This is a genomic window from Frondihabitans sp. GW821-FHT04F02 (assembly GCF_059420045.1).
The window spans coordinates 131,490-148,561 of sequence record NZ_JBWKSZ010000006.1 but is presented as its reverse complement, the minus strand read 5'-3'; the positions used below and the strand labels follow the sequence as shown (position 1 = coordinate 148,561).

The 17,072-nt window shown below is 71.4% G+C and carries 19 protein-coding genes; 9 read left to right on the top strand and 10 right to left on the bottom strand.

Annotation, left to right across the window (positions count from 1 at the left end; genetic code table 11):
* Positions 1-85 precede the first annotated feature (85 nt).
* Positions 86-1,126, top strand: a complete 1,041-nt coding sequence (locus tag AC07TY_RS16330) for an XdhC family protein (protein WP_494786009.1) — start codon at positions 86-88, stop codon at positions 1,124-1,126.
* Here AC07TY_RS16330 and AC07TY_RS16325 read toward each other — a convergent pair.
* The 4 genes from AC07TY_RS16325 to AC07TY_RS16310 all read right to left on the bottom strand — a co-directional run bounded on the left by AC07TY_RS16325 (position 1,123) and on the right by AC07TY_RS16310 (position 6,223).
* The gene (locus tag AC07TY_RS16325) at positions 1,123-1,881 is read right to left on the bottom strand and encodes a methyltransferase domain-containing protein (RefSeq protein ID WP_494786008.1); all 759 of its coding nucleotides are present in this window, start codon (positions 1,879-1,881) and stop codon (positions 1,123-1,125) included. The genes AC07TY_RS16330 and AC07TY_RS16325 overlap by 4 nt on opposite strands.
* A 150-nt stretch (positions 1,882-2,031) precedes the next feature.
* The gene (locus AC07TY_RS16320) at positions 2,032-4,734 is read right to left on the bottom strand and encodes a molybdopterin-dependent oxidoreductase (protein WP_494786007.1); all 2,703 of its coding nucleotides are present in this window, start codon (positions 4,732-4,734) and stop codon (positions 2,032-2,034) included.
* Positions 4,731-5,546 carry an FAD binding domain-containing protein gene (locus tag AC07TY_RS16315; protein WP_494786006.1) on the bottom strand — a complete coding sequence of 272 codons (816 nt, stop codon included), beginning with the start codon at positions 5,544-5,546 and terminating at the stop codon, positions 4,731-4,733. Before AC07TY_RS16315 ends, AC07TY_RS16320 begins: the two co-directional genes overlap by 4 nt.
* Positions 5,547-5,629: 83 nt before the next feature.
* Entirely contained in the window at positions 5,630-6,223 is a 594-nt protein-coding gene (locus tag AC07TY_RS16310) for a nucleotidyltransferase family protein (protein WP_494786005.1), read from the bottom strand.
* Here AC07TY_RS16310 and uraD point away from each other — a divergent pair.
* The gene (gene uraD / locus AC07TY_RS16305; RefSeq protein ID WP_494786004.1) at positions 6,222-6,698 is read left to right on the top strand and encodes a 2-oxo-4-hydroxy-4-carboxy-5-ureidoimidazoline decarboxylase; all 477 of its coding nucleotides are present in this window, start codon (positions 6,222-6,224) and stop codon (positions 6,696-6,698) included. The genes AC07TY_RS16310 and uraD overlap by 2 nt on opposite strands.
* Positions 6,695-7,021 carry a hydroxyisourate hydrolase gene (gene uraH, locus AC07TY_RS16300; RefSeq protein WP_494786003.1) on the top strand — a complete coding sequence of 109 codons (327 nt, stop codon included), beginning with the start codon at positions 6,695-6,697 and terminating at the stop codon, positions 7,019-7,021. The genes uraD and uraH overlap by 4 nt, the downstream gene beginning before the upstream one ends.
* Before the next feature lie 171 nt (positions 7,022-7,192).
* Here the strand turns inward: uraH and AC07TY_RS16295 are convergent, their stop codons facing one another.
* The 3 genes from AC07TY_RS16295 to AC07TY_RS16285 form a co-directional block, all read right to left on the bottom strand.
* Positions 7,193-7,684, bottom strand: coding sequence for a nucleoside deaminase (locus AC07TY_RS16295; RefSeq protein ID WP_494786002.1), 492 nt, complete (start codon positions 7,682-7,684; stop codon positions 7,193-7,195).
* 26 nt (positions 7,685-7,710) lie between these two features.
* The gene (pucL, locus tag AC07TY_RS16290; protein WP_123505831.1) at positions 7,711-8,604 is read right to left on the bottom strand and encodes a factor-independent urate hydroxylase; all 894 of its coding nucleotides are present in this window, start codon (positions 8,602-8,604) and stop codon (positions 7,711-7,713) included.
* A gap of 107 nt (positions 8,605-8,711) precedes the next feature.
* A complete protein-coding gene (locus tag AC07TY_RS16285) occupies positions 8,712-9,110 on the bottom strand; it encodes a DUF3060 domain-containing protein (protein WP_494786001.1) in 399 nt (132 codons plus the stop codon).
* Positions 9,111-9,210: 100 nt separating this feature from the next.
* Here AC07TY_RS16285 and AC07TY_RS16280 point away from each other — a divergent pair, with 100 nt between their 5' ends.
* The 6 genes from AC07TY_RS16280 (at position 9,211) to AC07TY_RS16255 (ending at position 14,160) form a co-directional block, all read left to right on the top strand.
* On the top strand, positions 9,211-10,068 hold the full coding sequence (locus AC07TY_RS16280; protein ID WP_494786000.1) for a thioredoxin-like domain-containing protein: 858 nt from the start codon (positions 9,211-9,213) through the stop codon (positions 10,066-10,068).
* 103 nt (positions 10,069-10,171) lie between these two features.
* The gene (locus AC07TY_RS16275; RefSeq protein ID WP_123505829.1) at positions 10,172-10,519 is read left to right on the top strand and encodes a LysR family transcriptional regulator; all 348 of its coding nucleotides are present in this window, start codon (positions 10,172-10,174) and stop codon (positions 10,517-10,519) included.
* A gap of 1 nt (position 10,520) precedes the next feature.
* Positions 10,521-11,012, top strand: a complete 492-nt coding sequence (locus AC07TY_RS16270; RefSeq protein WP_494785999.1) for a winged helix-turn-helix transcriptional regulator — start codon at positions 10,521-10,523, stop codon at positions 11,010-11,012.
* A gap of 57 nt (positions 11,013-11,069) precedes the next feature.
* A complete protein-coding gene (locus AC07TY_RS16265; RefSeq protein ID WP_494785998.1) occupies positions 11,070-11,789 on the top strand; it encodes an SDR family oxidoreductase in 720 nt (239 codons plus the stop codon).
* 95 nt (positions 11,790-11,884) lie between these two features.
* Positions 11,885-12,883, top strand: a complete 999-nt coding sequence (locus tag AC07TY_RS16260; protein ID WP_488625072.1) for an alpha/beta hydrolase — start codon at positions 11,885-11,887, stop codon at positions 12,881-12,883.
* 68 nt (positions 12,884-12,951) lie between these two features.
* Positions 12,952-14,160, top strand: coding sequence for a C40 family peptidase (locus tag AC07TY_RS16255; RefSeq protein WP_494785997.1), 1,209 nt, complete (start codon positions 12,952-12,954; stop codon positions 14,158-14,160).
* Between the two features lie 75 nt (positions 14,161-14,235).
* Here the strand turns inward: AC07TY_RS16255 and AC07TY_RS16250 are convergent, their stop codons facing one another.
* From AC07TY_RS16250 to AC07TY_RS16240, 3 genes are all read right to left on the bottom strand, one after another.
* Positions 14,236-16,026 (bottom strand): MFS transporter, encoded by a 1,791-nt coding sequence (locus AC07TY_RS16250; RefSeq protein WP_488625070.1) that lies wholly within the window; start codon positions 16,024-16,026, stop codon positions 14,236-14,238.
* A gap of 58 nt (positions 16,027-16,084) precedes the next feature.
* A complete protein-coding gene (locus AC07TY_RS16245) occupies positions 16,085-16,663 on the bottom strand; it encodes a PadR family transcriptional regulator (RefSeq protein WP_494785996.1) in 579 nt (192 codons plus the stop codon).
* Between the two features lie 71 nt (positions 16,664-16,734).
* Positions 16,735-17,067: a hypothetical protein gene (locus AC07TY_RS16240; RefSeq protein WP_494785995.1), complete on the bottom strand. Its 333-nt coding sequence runs from the start codon at positions 17,065-17,067 to the stop codon at positions 16,735-16,737.
* Positions 17,068-17,072 lie beyond the last annotated feature (5 nt).

The window sequence follows — 17,072 nt, the reverse complement described above, 5'->3', positions numbered from 1 at the left end:
TCGCCCGGCCGCCGGATCCCCTTGAAATTCGAGAAGGGGCGCGACACGTAACACCGCCGAAACGGCGCCGTGCGACCCTGGGGAGATGTTCGAGATCGCCGACCGCCTGCTCTCCGCGCTCGCCGCGGGCCGTACGCTCGCGGTCGCGACGGCCGTGTCGATCGAGGGCAGCGCCCCGCGCACGGTCGGCACCTCGATGGCCTACGACGGCGAGGTCGTCATCGGCTCCATCGCCGGAGGCTGCGTCGAGGCCGCCGTGGTCGCCGAGGCCGAGGAGGTCCTCGCCGACGGGCGACCGCGCACCGTCGAGTACGGCGTCGACGACGAGACCGCGTTCTCGGTCGGACTCACCTGCGGCGGCCAGCTCCGCATCCGCATCGAGCGGGTCGACTCCGCGCACCCCCTGATGCAGGAACTCGGGTCTGCCGCGGCCGGCCGAGCAGCCGGCGCCGTCACTGTGGTCAGCGGCGTCGTCCCCGGCGGGTGGAGCGAGCGCATCGCCGCCGAGCTCAGCGCCCGTGTGGCGATCGGGGAGTCCGCCCTCACCACCCTCGACTGCGACGGGGCGCAGGTCGAGCTGTTCTTCGAGGTCGCGACGGCCCCGCCCGTCTTCGTCATCATCGGCGCCATGGAGTTCTCGACGGCGCTCGCCGCCGCGGCCCGCGTGCTCGGCTACCGGGTCGTGGTCACGGACCCGCGCGAGCTGTTCACGACGCAGGAGCGCTTCCCCGGCGTCGAGGTGATCGTCGGCTGGCCGCAGCGGGTGCTGCCGACGCTGGACCTCGACGAGCGGTCGGTCGTCTGCGTCCTGTCGCACGACGCGCGGTTCGACGCCCTGGCCATCCAGCTGGCGCTCGAGTCGCCGGCCTTCTACGTGGGTGCGATGGGGTCGCGGCGCACGCACGATCGACGCGTGGCATCGCTGAGGGAGCGCGGAGTTCCTGCGCCCGAGATCGCCCGGCTGAGGTCTCCGATCGGCCTGGACCTCGGCGCGTCGACGCCGGAGGAGACGGCGATCTCGATCCTGGCGGAGGTCATCGCGGCGCGCAACAACGCCTCGGCGGCCGCGCTCGCGACGACGACGGGGTCGATCCACCAACGTCGCGGAGTGCGGGCGATCCGCTAGAGCGGCTTGCGGGCGTCGACCAGGTAGCGGGTCGAGTAGGCGACGAACGGGCCGTCTGCCCGGATCAGGGCGTCGAGCTCGCGGAGCTTCGGGAGGTGGGCCTCGACCGTGAAGCCGGGGACCATCCAGATCACCTTGCGCAGGAAGTAGACCACCGCGCCGATGTCGAAGAACTCGATCCGGGTCTGCTCGTAGCGCAGGTCGGCGATCTCGAGCCCGGCGGCCTGGGCGGCGACCGTGTCGTCGTCGGGGTGCCGGCCGCGGCGGACGGACTCGGACTGCGGCCCGAGGAAGAACTCGACGAGCTCGAACACCGAGTGCGGGCCGACGTGCTGCGCGAAGTAGGCGCCCCCGGGCGAGAGCAGGCGGGCGATCTCGCTCCACCAGGGCTCGACGGGGTGGCGCGCGGTGATCAGGTCGAAGGTCGCGTCGGCGAAGGGGAGCGGCGGCTGCTCAGGACCGGCGACGACCACGATGCCGCGCGGACGCAGCAGCGCTGTCGCCTTGGCGAGATTCGGCGGCCACGACTCGGTCGCGGCGGCGAGCGGCGGGATCGTCGGCAGGCCGGCCAGGACCTCCCCGCCGCCGGTGTCGATGTCGAGGGACGCGGTCGCGCCCGCCATCCGGTAGCCGAGGGCCTCGAAGAAGTGCCAGCTCGGGCGCTCCTCGGTGGCTCGGCCGTCGAGCCACGAGAAGTCCCACCCGTCGACCGACACCGCGGCTGCCTCGGTGATGAGGTCGTCGAATTCGCGCATGGGGCCAGTCTGCCGTGTCAGAGCCTCGTCCCGTCGTCGGGGCCGCCCAATGGTCGCCGAGAGTGCACTCGTTGTCGCCACAGGGGCCGAAAGCGACAACGATCGCACTCTCGGCGGCGGTGGCGACGCCCCGCGACGCCCGCCGGCGGCCTAGCCGTGCAGCAGCCGCCACACGCGGTCGCGTGACATCGGCAGCTCGAAGGGCCGCACGCCGATCGCATCGCGGATCGCGTTGGCGAGCGCGGGCGCGACGGGGTTGTACGGCGCCTCGCTCATGCTCTTGGCGCCCAGCACGCCGGTGTCGTCGTGGGTCGACGCGAAGTGCACCTCGGTGACGGGGATGTCGGCGAACCGGGGCACGCGGTAGCTGCGGAACGCCGGCGTGGTCACGGTGCCGGCGCCGTCGAGCAGCACCTCCTCGTAGAGCGCGGTCCCGATGGCCTGCGCCGTGCCGCCCTCGATCTGGCCCCTCAGCTGCTCCGGGTTCAGGACGGTGCCGGCATCAGCGGCCTGAATCGAGCGCAGGATCCGCACCTCGCCGGTCGTGGTGTCAACGGCGACCCTGAACGCGTGCACATTGAACGCGACCGACCGGGGCGTGCCGTTGTGGCTGCCGTCGGCGACCAGCGGCCCGCCGGCGAGGAGCTCCGCCGGGGTGACGAGCCGATCGCCGACCAGCACGCCGTCGGCGGTGAGGGTGCCGGGCACGCGCTCGAGGATCGCCGCCTTGAGCTTCGTCGCGGCGGCGTGCAGCGCCTTGCCCGCGACGACGACGCCGGCCGACCCGTAGGCGCCGGTGTCGTAGCGGGCGACGTCGGTGTCGGACTGCCTGACCACGATGCGGTCGGGCGTCGTCTCGAGGACCGTCGCGGTGAGCTGCGTGTGGACGGTCGTGGTGCCGTTGCCGAACTCGGCTGTTCCGACGCCGATCGAGTACGTGCCGTCGGCGTTCAGCTCGACCGTCGTGTCGGCGAAGTGCCCGCGCGGGGGAGCAGTGGCGATCATCGCGACCGAGACGCCGGTGCCGAAGGCCCATTCGTCGCCCACAGGCACGGGGGTCTCGCCGGTGAGCGAGCCCGAGTCGGCCGGGGGCGGCGAGTTCAGGGCGTTCTCGACGAGGTCGATGCACTGGTCGAGGCCGTAGCTGCCGAACAGCAGGTCTTCGGCGTCGAGCGGGTCGACCACCGTGAGGTGCCCGCCCGACACGATGACGTTGCGGCGCCGGAACTCGAACGGGTCGATGTCGAGCTTGCGGGCGAGCTCGTCGATGGCCGATTCGACCGCGAAGATCACCTGGCCGAGTCCGTAGCCGCGGAACGCGCCCGACGGCGGGTTGTTCGTGTAGACCGACTCGGCGTCGACGCGCTTGTTCGGTGCCCGGTAGACCGCCATCGACTCGCCGACGCTGTGGAACATCACGCCGATCCCGTGGTTGCCGTAGGCGCCGGTGTCCATGAGCTGGTCGACCGCGAGGGCCGTCAGGAGGCCGTCGCTGTCGGCGGCGGCCGTGACCTTGACGGTCATCGGGTGCCGGACGGTCGCGATGGTGAACTCGTCGTCGCGGGTGTACTCGTACTGGACGGTGCGCCCGGTGCGCAGGACCGCCATCGTTACGAGGTCTTCCGTCAGGAGTTCCTGCTTGCCTCCGAAGCCTCCGCCGACCCGGGCGGCGAATACGCGCACGCGATCCTGCGGCAGGCCGAAGATGTGCGCGATCTCGTCGCGGATCAGGAAGGGCACCTGGGTGCTGGTGCGGAGCACGAGTCGGCCGTCGTCGTCTATCCAGCCCCGCGTGGCGTGCGTCTCGAGAGCCGCGTGCGAGACGCGCTGGGTCTGCCAGGTGCCCTCGACGACGGCGTGCGCCTCGGCCAGAGCCGTGTCGACGTCGCCGTGCCAGCCGTGAAGCTGGGCGACGACGTTGCGTCCGGGCTCCGAGATGCGCGATTCGGGGCCCTTCTCGCCGTGCACCAGGTGCGCGCCGGGGAGCCGGGCCTCGTGCGGATCGAACACGGCGCCGAGCGCCTCGTACTCGACGTCGATCTCGCGCAGGGCGAGCTCGGCGATGCGCACGGTGTCGGCGACGACGGCGGCGACGCGCTGCCCGCGGAACCGGATCACCGGGTCCATGACGACTGTGTCGTCGGGATCGTCGTTGCGGTCTTCGTGGCGGCCGGTCGAGAACAGCGTCGCGGGCGAGTCGCGGTGCGTGAAGACGACGTGCACCCCCTCCATCGCCTCGGCCCGCGACGTGTCGAGAGAGAGGATGCGCGCCGACGCGTGCGGACTCTTCAGGACGGCGAGGTGCAGCAGCTTCGTCGGCGTCGTGAAGTCGAGCGTGTACTGCTCGCGTCCGGTCACGACGCGCATCCCGGCGGGCGCCTTCACCGAGCGGCCGGCTGCGTCGCCGGCGGCGGCCGTCTCGACGTTCGTCACGCCCTGGATCGCGTCGCGGATCGCGCGGTAGCCGGTGCAGCGGCAGATGTTGCCCTTGAGCTTGCGCGGGAGGTCGTCGAGGTCGTCCTCCGTGAAGGTCGAGGCCGTCACGACCATCCCGGCGGTGCAGAAGCCGCACTGCAGTCCCGCGCCATCGACGAACGCCTGCTGCAGCGGGTGCGGCGCCTCGGGGGTTCCGAGACCGGCCACGGTGGTTACGCTCTTGCCCTCGAGCCGATGCGCGGGGTAGATGCACGAGTGGACGGGCTGCTCGTCGACCAGGACGCTGCACGCGCCGCAGTCGCCGGCGTCGCAGCCCTTCTTGACCTCGTAGTGCTCGTGCTCTCGCAGGAGCGTCCTGAGAACCTGCCCCGGCTCGGTCGTCGTCTCGAGCTCCTCGCCGTTGACCTCGAATCTCATGCGGCACCTCCAGCCGAAAGCTCCACCCGGATCTGCTCGGCGTACAGCCGCGACACGGCCTCCCGCCAGTCGGGAGCGCCGTGCGGGTCGTCGTACCAGACGTCTATGCCGTCCAGGGCATGCGCCAGTTCGGCGGCGGTCGGCACGCCGTCGAACCGCAGCTGCACGGGAGCCGGCGTCGACGCGGTCACTGTGACGACCACTGCGCCGTCGGCGTCCTGGCGTCCGATCACCAGCGTGCCCGACCGCCCCAGGTTCGAGAGGGCGATGCGCCGGAAGGCGACCCTCGCCTCGAGCGACTTCACCGGGATCTCGATCGAGCGCAGGAACTCCTCCGGCCCCATCGCCGTGGTCCGCACCCCGGTCACGAACTCGGCCACCGCCGCCCGACGCTCGCCTCCCTCGGCGTCCCAGATGACGGCGACCGCGTCGAGCCCCGCCAGCAGGGACGTCATCGCGCCCGCGGGGAGGGCTGTGCACACGTTGCCGCCCACGGTGGCCATGTTCCAGATCTTGAAGCTCATCAGGAGGGAGTCCGCGCAGAGTCGGACGAGTTCCTGCGCCGGCCACTCGGGTCGCAGCGGGATCTCGGTGAGCTCCCGAATCAGGCAGGTGGCGGCGATGGTCAGGGTGTCGGGGGTCTCGACGACGGGTTCCCACCCCAGCGCCATGAGGTCGACGAGGCCGGTCACCTCGGGCTGCTGCTCGGAGAACAGCCACGAGCCGCCGCCCAGCGGCCGGACGTCGGCCGAGAGCACGACATCGCCGCGGGTGCGGGGCACCGTGATCTGAGTTACGCCGACGAGGTCCATGTGTTCACCGAGTCAACATCATCGCTGTTTCGGGGGTGTTTCCGGGACCGGCGGGTCGCCGATCGCCGGTTGCGGTTGCGGCCTCAGGACGGCCGGGTGTCTACGTCGGCGCCGGCGGACAGGTCGCCGCACTCCACCTCGACGACGCCGTGCGCCGTGAGGTAGGGGCGGGCTCCGCGGTCGCCGACCAGGGCGGCGGCTAGTTGCGGCACGTGATCCCGGCCGATGAGCACGGGGTGGCCAGGGCGGCCGTCGAACACCGCCTGGCGGAGGGCCGCCGCCGCAGTGCCGGCCTCGACGACGCGTCGCGCGACCGAGACGGGCAGGTCGGGGAGGTCGACGAGCGTGACGAGCACGGCGTCGGCGTCGCCCGCGGCGGCCAGCCCCGCCCGCAGGCTCGCACCGAGCCCGGACTCCCAGTCGGCGGCGAACACGTGCCGAGCGCGGGGAGGCAGCAGCGCGGTCGCGTCGTCGGCGCGCGCCCCCAGAACGACCGTGACGGGGTCGCAGCCCGCATCGCGCAGCAGACCGCAGGCGAGGTGGAGCCACGGCGTCCCGTCATCCTCGCGCACGAGCGCCTTCGGCATGCCCATGCGGCTTCCGGCCCCGGCGGCGAGCACGATCCCGTGCAGCGACGGGGCGGGCAGCTCGGGCATGGCTACAGTTGACCACACCATGATCGACGTCTCCGAGGCCGACCTCAGCGCGGCCCTCCACGTGTCCCGATTCGCCCGCGAGGTCGGTGCCGGCTCGCCCTACGCCGACTGGCCGGCCCTCCGCCAAGCGGCCCACGATGCCGCCACACCGCTCAGCCCGGCCGAGATCGACGAGGCGATGGCGTCGCACCCGCGCATCGGCGAGAAGCCGACCGGCACGTCGGCGTCGGCGAACTTCAGCCGGTCGGAGCAGCAGGCGCCCGACGCCTCCGACGAGACCATCGCCGAGGCGCTCGCCGAAGGCAACGCCGCATACGAGGAGCGCTTCGCCCGTGTCTTCCTCATCCGCGCCGCCGGGCGCTCGCGCGCCGAGGTGCTGTCGGAGCTCCGCCGCCGCATCGTGCTCGACGACGACACCGAGCTCGAGATCGTCGGCGAGCAGCTGCGCGACATCGCCCTGCTGCGTCTCGAGACGCTGTTCGGGGGTGCCGCATGAGCCACGTCACCACGCACGTGCTCGACTCGTCGCTCGGCCGGCCCGCCGCCGGGATCGAGATCCAGCTGCAGGAACTCGACGGCTCACCGATCGCCACGGGCATCACGAATGCCGACGGCCGCGTTCCCGAGCTCGGCCCCGAGCGCCTCGCGGCCGGCGCGTACCGGCTCGTATTCGCTACCGGGGCGTACTTCGCCGCTTCGGGCACGCCGACCTTCTACCCGAGCATCACCATCGACTTCGACCTCGCGGACGAGTCGTCGCACTATCACGTGCCGGTGCTGCTGAGTCCCTTCGCCTACAGCACCTATCGCGGCAGCTGATCATAGGTGCCGCGCGGCAGCTGATCATAGGTGCCGCGCGGCAGCTGACTCCAGGCCCGGCGCGGCAGCCACCCCGGCCCGGAAATTCAAGGAGATTGTGCTGGCGGCGAGCCGGGCCATGCCGATCGGCGCGCGCCCGAGCCGGAAATCTCCTTGAATTTATGAGGCGGGTCAGTAGTCGGTGCGGGCGTCGGCCTCGAGCCACGCGTCGAACGGCGCCGAGGCGTTGGACGGACGGGCCGTGTCGATGGCCATGCTCCACTCGGAGCGAGGCGTCGCGAACAGCTCGTAGAACGCAAGGTCGTCGAACCCTCCGCGGGCGGCGTCGTGCCGGTCGGCCGCGAAGACGACCCGGTCGAGACGGGCCCAGAGCGACGCCGAGAGGCACAGCGGGCACGGCTCGCACGACGTGTAGAGGGTGGCTCCGGCGAGCGAGAAGTCGCCCACGACCTGGCACGCGGCCCGGATCGCGCTGACCTCGGCGTGCGCCGTCGGGTCGAGGTCGCGCGTCACGCGGTTCTGCCCGGTGGCGAGGACTGCTCCGTCGCGCACGATGACGGCTCCGAAGGGGCCGCCGCCGTCGGCGACGTTCTGCTTCGCGAGCTCGATGGCCTGCGCCAGATAGCCGGCGTCGACCGCGTCGGGCTCGACGGCGGTCGTCATGCCGGTGTCCGTTCCGTCCGAGCCGCTCATGCCAGACCCGCCGCGGAGCGCCACGCGTCGTTCGCCGGAGGGGCGTCGTCGCGGATCAGCGTCGCCTCGATCAGCCCGTAGGCGCGGTCGGCCGCCCAGAAGACCTCGCCCTTGTTCTCGACGCCGAAGCGGCCGATGTCGTAGTCGAAGTGGTGCTTGTTCGGGGCCTTCAGACGCACCTCGGCGATGAACGGGAACGCCTCCATGACGGCGGTGCCCATGTGAAAGAGCGTCTGCTGGAGCGCGAGGGAGTGCAGAGTCGCGAACTCCTTCACCATCAGAGCCTTGATCGCCGGGTAGACGGCGTTCCAGTCGACGTCGACCGACGAGAAGCGCCACCGGGCCTCGAGTGCGGTCGCCATGATCCGGTCGGTGACCTCGGGCAGAGTCGTGAACTCGTCTTTGAGGAAGCCGTGGAACTCCGATCCGGTCGACTTGAGCAGCACGAGGTCCTTCAGGCCGCCGATCACGTACTCGCCGGTCGCATCGACCGTGATCGCAGCGGTGCGCACCTCCTGCCCTCTGCGCAGCCAGGTGTGGTCGTGCTCGGTGCCGTCGACGACGGCGCGCTCCCACTCGTATTCCTCGATCTCGATCCGGGCGCCCTCGACGGGGTCGATGTCGTGCACGAAGTGGCGCGCGAGCTCGAGCCCGTACTGCTCGATCGTGTCGACGCCCTTGGTCTTCGCGAAGGCGTACGCCGTGTTCTTCTGGGTGTCGGTGGGGAGCACGTTCGCCTGGTCGCCCTCGAGGTACGCGGGGGCGAACGGACCGCGCAGGGCGGTCGACACGTTCAGGTCGCGGATCTCGTGGCGCGGGCTGTCGCGGACGATGCGGACGACGCGGGACTCCGCTTTTCCGTACTGGTTGTCTCCGAGGATGATGGCCATGATGGTGAGTCTGTCAACACTTTGTGACCGGAGTGTTTCGTGACGGTTCCGGGCGCGTGCCGCGGTCGGCACCCGGAGGCGCCGGCCGCGGCGAGGAGATCACCGGCTCAGCGCTCGCCGATGGTGTTCTTCGAGCCGGTGTCGCTGGTCTTGGGCTTCTGGGTGGCGCCGAAGTAGACGGTGTTGCCGTCGCCCGAGGTCGTGATCGACGCGGCGGAGTCGACGGTCACCGTGTTGTCGGAGCCGCTGACCTCGACCGACGTGACGGTGCGGAGGCTGACGATCTTGTGCGAGCCGGAGACGACGACCGACGCGCAGTCGGAGGTGGCGTTGACGGCTTTGGGCGCCGAGGCGGGGATGGTCATGACACCGTCGACGCAGGCGGGGGCCGTGGCGGCGGCGGTCGGAGTTCCTGCGCCCGAATCCGGGGTGGACGAGGCGCAGCCCGCGAGCGCGAGGGCTGCGGCGGCGAGGGCGAGGGGGAGGGTGATCCTGGTGGAGCGCATGGTTCGAGATGCTTTCTGATGGTGCGTGCGCCTGCGGGGTGCCGAAGGCCCCGAAAACCCTAACGGGTTGCGTCAGAACGTCGCCTGCTAGCGTCGGCGGGTGGCCACGAAAGCAGAGAAGTCGGCGGAGCGTCGGGCGAAGGCGGAAGCCCTCCGCAAGCAGGAGGAGGCGCAGCAGCGTCGGCGCCTGATCTTCATCATCGCCGGGGCGGTCGCGACGGCGATCGTCATCGTGCTGATCTTCGTGAGCACGATCGACGGCAACAAGGCGGCCGACACCGGGGCGTCGTCGACTCAGGTCATCCCGGCGGCGGTGCCGGGCACGACCAAGGTCGCCGAGGCGAAGGCGACTCCGGTGGCCGACGACTCCGGCATCGACGGAGTACTCGCCTGGGACACCACCGGCTGGCCCGGTGACGGCAAGGACCACGCCGGCGCTCTCGAGCACGACCACGTCACCGGATCCGTGACGTACAGCGTGACGCCGCCCGTCGGCGGGCCGCACGATGCCATCTGGATGAACGCCGGCGTGTACACGAAGCCCGTGCCGACCGAGCGCGCCGTGCACAACCTCGAGCACGGCGCCGTCTGGATCACGTACGACCCCGACCTCCCCGCCGACCAGGTGAAGCAGCTCAGCGCGTTCGTCGGCAGGCAGACGATGATCGACGAGACCGAGCAGAACGTCACCGGCCAGGCCAACCGCTACGTCGACCTCAGCCCGTGGGCGTCGGACGACCTCCCCTCGAAGATCGTGGTCAGCGCGTGGGGCCACCAGCTGCGGGTCGACAGCGCCGACGACTCGCGGCTGCAGACGTTCGTCGACACGTTCCGCGACAGCAAGACCTACACGCCCGAGTACGGCGCTCAGGTCGACGGCGTGCCCGTGCAGACCGGCGGCGTGCCTGCCTCGGACGGCAGCCGCAAGGCGAACCCGGCCGGATCGGCGAGCGAGTAGCCGCCCCAGCACGAGCCCGGGGAGGTCGAGCAGGGGGTCGTCGTCGACGAGAGCCAGTCCCCGCCAGGCTCCGACACCCGACGGGTGCGCCTAGGCTGACGCCGTGAAGATCGCGCAGCTCCGCCATTTCGTCGTCGCGGCGGAAGAGCTCCATTTCCCGCGCGCGGCCCAGATCCTGGACATCTCGCGCCAGAAGCTCAACTCGTCGCTGGCCGCCATCGAGGCCGAGTACGGCAAGGCGCTGTTCGACCGCAGCGAGGCCGTGCCGCGCTTGACCCGCGCCGGCCAGCAGGCGCTCGCGGATGCCTACGAGGAGCTCGCCAAGCCCTCGACGCCACCCCCGCCCGAGCCGAAGCCCGCCGGCGGCAAGGCCAAGGCATCGAAGGGCGTCGGCCGCGGCAAGGTGCTGAAGGGCGAGCCCAAGCCGTTCAAGAAGCGGCAGGGGCGCTGACGTGGCGCGCCCCGAGTTGACCCCGGTCACTCCGTACTGCTCGATCGAGCGCGCCCTCGTCCTGATCGCCGACCGCTGGAGCTTTCTGATCCTCCGCGAGGTCCTGATGTACCGGCGCTCGCGGTTCGCCGAGATCCAGGCGGCGCTCGGCATCGCCAGCAACGTCCTGACCGACCGGCTCGAGCGGCTCGTCGACGGCGGGGTGCTCGAGCGAAAGGCGTATCGAGACGCAGGAACTCGCACCCGCCCGAGCTACCACCCGACGCGCGCGGGAGCCGACCTCGCGCTGGTCCTCGCCGCCCTGCAGCAGTGGGGCGACGAGTACGAGCCCCGCGCCGCCGGCCCGACCGTCGTCCGCCGCACCGTCGACGGCGGAGCACCGGCGTCGGTCGCGTTCGTCACGGCCGACGGCGCGGCTCTGGGCATCGACGACGTGACGTTCGAGACGACCGACGCCTACCCCGGCCACGGCGCCCGCACGAATCCGGAATAGCTCCTGCCCGGCTGGGTTGCACTAAGCAAGTCAGCCCATCTCACGCAAGGAGTTCTCATGTCCGTCGAATTCACCAATGCAGTCGTCCTGGTCACCGGTGCGAACGGAGGCCTCGGCGAGCAGTTCGTCGCGCAGGCCCTCGAGCGCGGTGCCAGCAAGGTCTACGCCACCGCCCGCACGCCCCGCGACTGGGGCGACGCCCGCATCGTGCCGCTCCGCCTGGACGTCACCGACCCCGAGTCGGTCCGCGCCGCCGCCGACGCGGCCTCCGACACCACGATCGTCGTCAACAACGCCGGCATCTCCAGCCGCACCGAGAACTCGCTGCTCACCAGCCCGATGGAGAGCGTCCGCGTCCTCTTCGAGACGAACTTCTTCGGCGCTGTCGAGGTCGTCCGCGCGTTCGCGCCGGTCCTCGCGGCACACGGCGGCGGGGGCCTGATCGACGTCCACTCCGTCCTGAGCTGGATTGGCATCAGCGGCGTCTACTCGGCGACGAAGGCCGCGTTCTGGTCGGCGACCAACTCGTTCCGCCTGGAGCTCGCCGGCCAGGGCACGCACGTGCTCGGCCTGCACCTCGGCTACACGGCGACCCCGATGACCGAGGGGATCGACGCCGAGATGGGCGAGGCGTCCGACGTGGTCCGCGTGGCCTACGACGGGCTCGTCGCCGGCGAGCACGAGGTCCTGGCCGACGAGATCAGCGCCCAGGTGAAGGCCGGCCTCGCCGCGCCGCTCGAGGCGCTGTACCCGGAGCTGGCCGCCGCGCGCGCCTGACCGCGTCGGCGGCGGACCCGATGAAGCGGCGCCCGCCCCAGGCCGTAGCCCTGCGGCCGGTGCAGCTCGGAGGTTCGCACCGGCAGACTGGGGCGATGAGCAAGCTCGGGTGGGGGGTGGCGGCGGCAGCCGCGGGCGCCGCGGTGGCCGTGGTCGAACTGGTGTCGCCGCGGCCCGCGGTGGCGGCGATACGGTGGCTGTTCGACCGGGATGCCGGTTCCTGCGCCCGGGAGATGCGGCTGTACTCGACGGCGGGCCCCGTCGTCGACCGCTTCGGGATCCGGTACGGCCCGGCGCGTGAGAAGACGCGCTACGACCTGCATCGGCCGCTCGGCGACGTGGTCGCCAGGCCCACGATCGTGTGGATCCACGGCGGCGCCTGGGTCTCGGGCACGCGCTCGCATGTCACGCCCTACGTGCAGGCGCTGGCCGCGGAGGGGTTCACGACCGTGAGCGTCGACTACACGATCGCGCCGGAGGCCGGGTATCCGACCCCCGTCAGGCAGATCTCGGACGCGCTGCGGCACCTCGTCGCCAACGCCGCCGAGCTGGGCGTCGACCCCGAGCGCATCGTGCTCGCGGGCGACTCCGCCGGGGCGCAGCTGGCCAGCCAGGTCGCGGCGGTCGTCACGAACTCGAAGTACGCCGCCGAGGTGGGCGTGACGCCGCCGCTGCGGCCGGGGCAGCTGCGCGCGCTCGTCCTCCACTGCGGGATCTACGACGTCGGAGCGGTCGACGATCGGCGCGGGGTGATCGCGTGGGGTTTCGCGAAGGCGCTCTGGGCGTACACGGGGTCGCGCCGCGGGGCTCCTGAGATGTCGACCATCCGGGCGGTGACGGAGCGCTACCCGGCGACCTTCGTGTCGGGCGGCGACGCCGACCCGCTGACCGCCTCGCAGTCGAGGCCGTTCGCGCAGCGCCTCGGCGAGCTGGGCGTGCCGGTGTCGACTCTCTTCTGGCCGGAGGGCACCGGGATGCCGCACGAGTACCAGTTCCACGCGCACCTGCCGGAGTCGCGTGATGCCTTCGAGGCGTCGGTGACCTTCCTGAGAGAGACCCTCTCGGATGATCGAGATCATCCTGTGGGTGGATAACAGGAAGATAACGAACGCCCAGGATCAGAGGTTGGCCTCGGGCCGGATTCCCCCTAGGGTGGACTCCGATGCACACGATCGACCCGACTCCCGAGCCCCGCACCACCGGACCCTCGGTCGAAGTCCGGATCGCCGCCGAACCGAGGCGCTCGGGCCGTCGTGCGGCCGTCGCGTCGTCTGTGTCCGCCCTTGCCGAGGCCCCGTTCGGTATCGATCCGGTCATCAGCCCGCGTCGCGCCGCCCGTGCCGCTCGCGAGGCTGCGGCCGCCGCTGAGCTCATGTCGGGCTCGGCCTCGGATCCCGCCCCGGTCTCGCCGGTCGTGGCTGCTGCGCCCGTGTCGCCGATCATGGCACCTGCAGCCTCCGTGGCTCCCGCCCCGGTCTCGCCGGTCGTCGCGCCGACCGCGGTCGCCCCGGTCGCACCTGCGGCCACCACCGCCCCGCTTGCCCTCTCGGGGCTCGCCGCCAGCATCCCCAGCAGCGTCGTCGCGGGCCGCCGCCAGACTTTCGTGCCCTCCGCCGTCGAGCCGACCGGGCGCTCCCGCGTCGTCGTCTCCCGTCCGGCTCAGCGTCCGGCGATCGCCGCCCCAGCCGGCCGCCGCGGGGCCCGCATCGCCCTGGCCGCCCGTCGCGGCGTGATCGTCGGTGTCGTCTGCGGCATCCTGGCGACCTCCGTGCTGCCCGTCCTGAAGTCCGCACAGACCGCCGCCTACGCCTCCCCGACCGGCACGACCACTGTCGTCGCCACCGGCAGCCAGACGTACGACGTCGCCACCGGCGTCCTGAACACCGTCTCCGGCCGCGACTCGTACGGCGCCACCTCGGTCGTCGACTACGAGGTCTCGGCCATCGCGGCCCGCCAGAAGCTCGGCATCTACGAGTGGACCGGCCCCACCGCCGCCGACTACCTCGCCAAGCCGAAGTACGCCAAGCTCGACCGCGCCGAGGTCTACCAGGTCGCGCTGCAGTACCTCGGCACGCCGTACGTGCACGGCGGCGACACCCCCGGCTCGTTCGACTGCTCGGGCCTGATCATGTACGTCTACGCGCAGTTCGGCATCTCGCTGCCGCACTACGTCCCCTCGCAGGACGCCGCCGGCACCACTATCTCGCAGAGCGAGGCCGTTCCGGGAGACCTCGTGGTCTTCGACAGCGACGACCACGACGGCATCTACGCCGGCAACGGCATGATCCTCGACGCTCCGAAGCCGGGCGGCTACGTCAGCGTCCGCCCCATCTGGGACGCCCCGCACCACTTCGTGCGCATCGCCGGCTAGCCGCGCACCGGCTCTCCCGGGTGCAGACGAAACCGCCCCCGGGCCTGAGCTCGGGGGCGGTTCGTCATGCGGAGATCAGCGGGCGGCGGGAGATCCGGCGTCGGGTTCGACGTCGGCCGCGTGGTCGCCGTGGTGCGGAGTGCCGGCGTGAGCGCCGTTTCCCGTGTGCACGGGCTCGGCAGGATGCGCGGGATCAGCGGCGTGCGCCCCGTGGTGGGGCGCACCGGCCCCGACGGGCTCGGCCACCTTCGCCGACGCGCCGTCCCCGTCGTCAGGCCGTGAGCCGTCCGCACCGCCGGCAGGTGCATCGGCACCCTTCCCGGCAGGCGCCCCGCCCCCGTGGCCGCCGCCGAACCCGACGCGCTTCGGCAGCGCGAAGACGAGGACGAAGGCCGCGACGGCGAAGATGGCGCTGACGAGCATGGCGTGGGCGGAGGCCGAGGTGAAGTTGGTCGCGAGCTGGTCGAGGACGTCTCGCTTCACTGCTGCGATAGCGGCGGGCGTGTTCGAGGTCGGCTTGCCGGCGGTGGGTGAGACGAAGGTGCCGAACAGCACCGAGCCGATCACGGCGATGCCGATCGCCGAGCCGATGCGCTGGATGGCCGAGATCACCGCGGAGCCCGAGCCGGCGTCCTTGCGGTCGACGGTCGCGACGATGAACTGCGCGTTCGGGGCGATGAAGAGGCCGTTGCCGAGGCCCGCCACGAAGAGCGGCGCGAGCAGCATCCAGCTCGTGAGGTCCTGGCCCGACACGTTGACGAGCAGCAGCCAGATCACGATGAGGCCGATCGCGACGAGCGCCGTGCCGATGATCAGGACAGTGCGGCCGAGGCGCTGCGACAGGCGGTTGCTCTGCGACGAGCCGAGGATCGAGCCGACGGCGAACGGGATCGTGACGGCACCCGACTCGAGGGCCGTGTGCTGCAGGCCCGTCTGCCACAGCAGCGAGATCGTGAAGAAGATGCTGGTGAACGCGGCGAAGTAGACGAGTGCGAGGATCAGGCCGCCGGTGAACTGCGGGTGGCGGAAGAGCGACGGCGGGACGAGCGGCGAACGCCCGCTGCGCGAGACGCGCACCTCCCACAGGCCGAACAGCGCGAGGAGCACGACTCCGCCGGCGATGGTGAGGTAGGTCCAGATCGGCCACCCCGCCTGCTGGCCCTGGATCAGCGGCACGAGCAGAGCGACGAGTGCGGCCGAGACCAGGATCACGCCGATCCAGTCGAGCCCGGCTGGCGGACGCGGTGCCGACCTGTCGCGCTTCGGCAGCCAGATCGCAGCGAGGATCAACGTCGCGACGCCGATGGGGAGGTTCACGTAGAACACGGTCCGCCAGCCGTCCGTGTCGCCGAACGCCTGGATCAGGAGGCCGCCGACGATCGGGCCGAGGGCCGACGAGACGCCGATGACGCTGCCCATGATGGCGAACGCCTTGCCGCGGGCCTGGGGCGGGAAGAGCAGCTGGATGAACGCGGTCACGGCAGGCACGTAGATGCCGCCGGCCAGACCCTGGATGACGCGGAAGATGACGAGCTGCTCGTCGGTCTGCGAGATCCCGCAGGCGAACGACGCGGCAGTGAACAGTGCGATGCCGGTGAAGAACACCCACTTGTGTCCGATGCGGTCGCCGATGCGGCCGGCCGGGATGAGGGCGAGGCCGAACGCGAGCGCATAGCCCGAGATGATCCACGAGATCGTCGACTCGGAGGCGTCGAGCGAGGTGCGGATGGTGGGGAGCGCGACGTTGACGATGGTCGTGTCGAGCAGGGCGATGAACATGCCCATGAGCAGCACGACGAGGGATCGCCACGCCGTCTTGGGGATTGCGGGAGCGCCGGCTGTGGCGGCCGCGGGGGCGGTGGTCATGGTCGGCGGAGCCTTTCTGGAACAGCAGGGGAGAGGAGAACAGGGGGAGGGTGAGGAGTCAGGGGGTGGCCCGGTCGGGTTCGACGCGCGACTTCTCGTCGGCGACGATCGCCGGAAGGTGCTGCTGGAGGGAGCGCAGCCAGTCGATCTCCGACCGCAGTCGGTGCTCACCGTGAGCGATCACGAACTCCTCGCCGGTCGAGAGCCAGGGCTTGGCTCGCTCGTTGTTCGCGACGGTGTCGGCGAGCAGCTTCTCGAGGGCGTCGGCGCGTTCCTGGATCGTACGCGGGAGGTCGTCGAGGCGCTCGGGGTCGAGCCGGGCGAGTGCCAGGTCGAACGGGTCGGGGCGGTGGACGACCTCGAGCAGGGTCGACCGGCGCAGCTGCGTCAGAGCGACCCGGCCGCTCTCGGTGATGGCGTAGACCTGACGCTCGGGGAAGTTGCCCTCGCGCTCCGTCCGCACCTCGGTCAGCAGCCCGTCGGACGCCAGCCGCTTGAGGGCGCCGTACAGCGCGCCGACGCTGACGTCGGTCCACAGCGAGATCCGCTCCTGCTCCGCCTGCAGGCGGAGCTGGTGCCCGTGCATCTCCCCGTAGCGCTCGAAGGCGTCGAGGATGAACAGGCGGATGGACGACATGCGACTACTCTCGCGTAAGTACTCTCACCTGTCAATGTCGGGCGCAGGAACTGCCCGGCCGCCGCCGACCCTCAGGCTGACGGCGCGCCGGCCGCCGCCGCGTTGCCCCGCACGATGCCCCACGTGAGGAAGGCGAACAGCAACACGTACGCGACCACGACGAGCCCGGCGGACGGCGCCGGCTGCAGGGCGACGAGCCCGCCCGCGACGGCGACGAGCCCGCCGACGGTCACGGGGAGGAGCGCCTTCAGGTGCCCGGCCTCCCAGGCGTCCTGCGAGTCGAGGAAGTGCCCGATCCTGATGCCGACAGCCCCGTTGAGCTTGACGACGCCGGCCGCTGCCAGAACGGTCGTGCCCATCACGACGGCGGCGAGCACGAAGAGGACGATGGCGGCGACGATCACCGACC

Coding starts and splice junctions, on each gene's coding strand:
- AC07TY_RS16330 (WP_494786009.1), top strand. CDS start 86: ATGTTCGAGATCGCCGACCGCCTGCTCTCCGCGCTCGCCGCGGGCCGT.
- AC07TY_RS16325 (WP_494786008.1), bottom strand. CDS start 1,881: ATGCGCGAATTCGACGACCTCATCACCGAGGCAGCCGCGGTGTCGGTC.
- AC07TY_RS16320 (WP_494786007.1), bottom strand. CDS start 4,734: ATGAGATTCGAGGTCAACGGCGAGGAGCTCGAGACGACGACCGAGCCG.
- AC07TY_RS16315 (WP_494786006.1), bottom strand. CDS start 5,546: ATGGACCTCGTCGGCGTAACTCAGATCACGGTGCCCCGCACCCGCGGC.
- uraD (WP_494786004.1), top strand. CDS start 6,222: ATGATCGACGTCTCCGAGGCCGACCTCAGCGCGGCCCTCCACGTGTCC.
- AC07TY_RS16310 (WP_494786005.1), bottom strand. CDS start 6,223: ATGGTGTGGTCAACTGTAGCCATGCCCGAGCTGCCCGCCCCGTCGCTG.
- uraH (WP_494786003.1), top strand. CDS start 6,695: ATGAGCCACGTCACCACGCACGTGCTCGACTCGTCGCTCGGCCGGCCC.
- AC07TY_RS16295 (WP_494786002.1), bottom strand. CDS start 7,684: ATGACGACCGCCGTCGAGCCCGACGCGGTCGACGCCGGCTATCTGGCG.
- pucL (WP_123505831.1), bottom strand. CDS start 8,604: ATGGCCATCATCCTCGGAGACAACCAGTACGGAAAAGCGGAGTCCCGC.
- AC07TY_RS16285 (WP_494786001.1), bottom strand. CDS start 9,110: ATGCGCTCCACCAGGATCACCCTCCCCCTCGCCCTCGCCGCCGCAGCC.
- AC07TY_RS16265 (WP_494785998.1), top strand. CDS start 11,070: ATGTCCGTCGAATTCACCAATGCAGTCGTCCTGGTCACCGGTGCGAAC.
- AC07TY_RS16260 (WP_488625072.1), top strand. CDS start 11,885: ATGAGCAAGCTCGGGTGGGGGGTGGCGGCGGCAGCCGCGGGCGCCGCG.
- AC07TY_RS16255 (WP_494785997.1), top strand. CDS start 12,952: ATGCACACGATCGACCCGACTCCCGAGCCCCGCACCACCGGACCCTCG.
- AC07TY_RS16250 (WP_488625070.1), bottom strand. CDS start 16,026: ATGACCACCGCCCCCGCGGCCGCCACAGCCGGCGCTCCCGCAATCCCC.
- AC07TY_RS16245 (WP_494785996.1), bottom strand. CDS start 16,663: ATGTCGTCCATCCGCCTGTTCATCCTCGACGCCTTCGAGCGCTACGGG.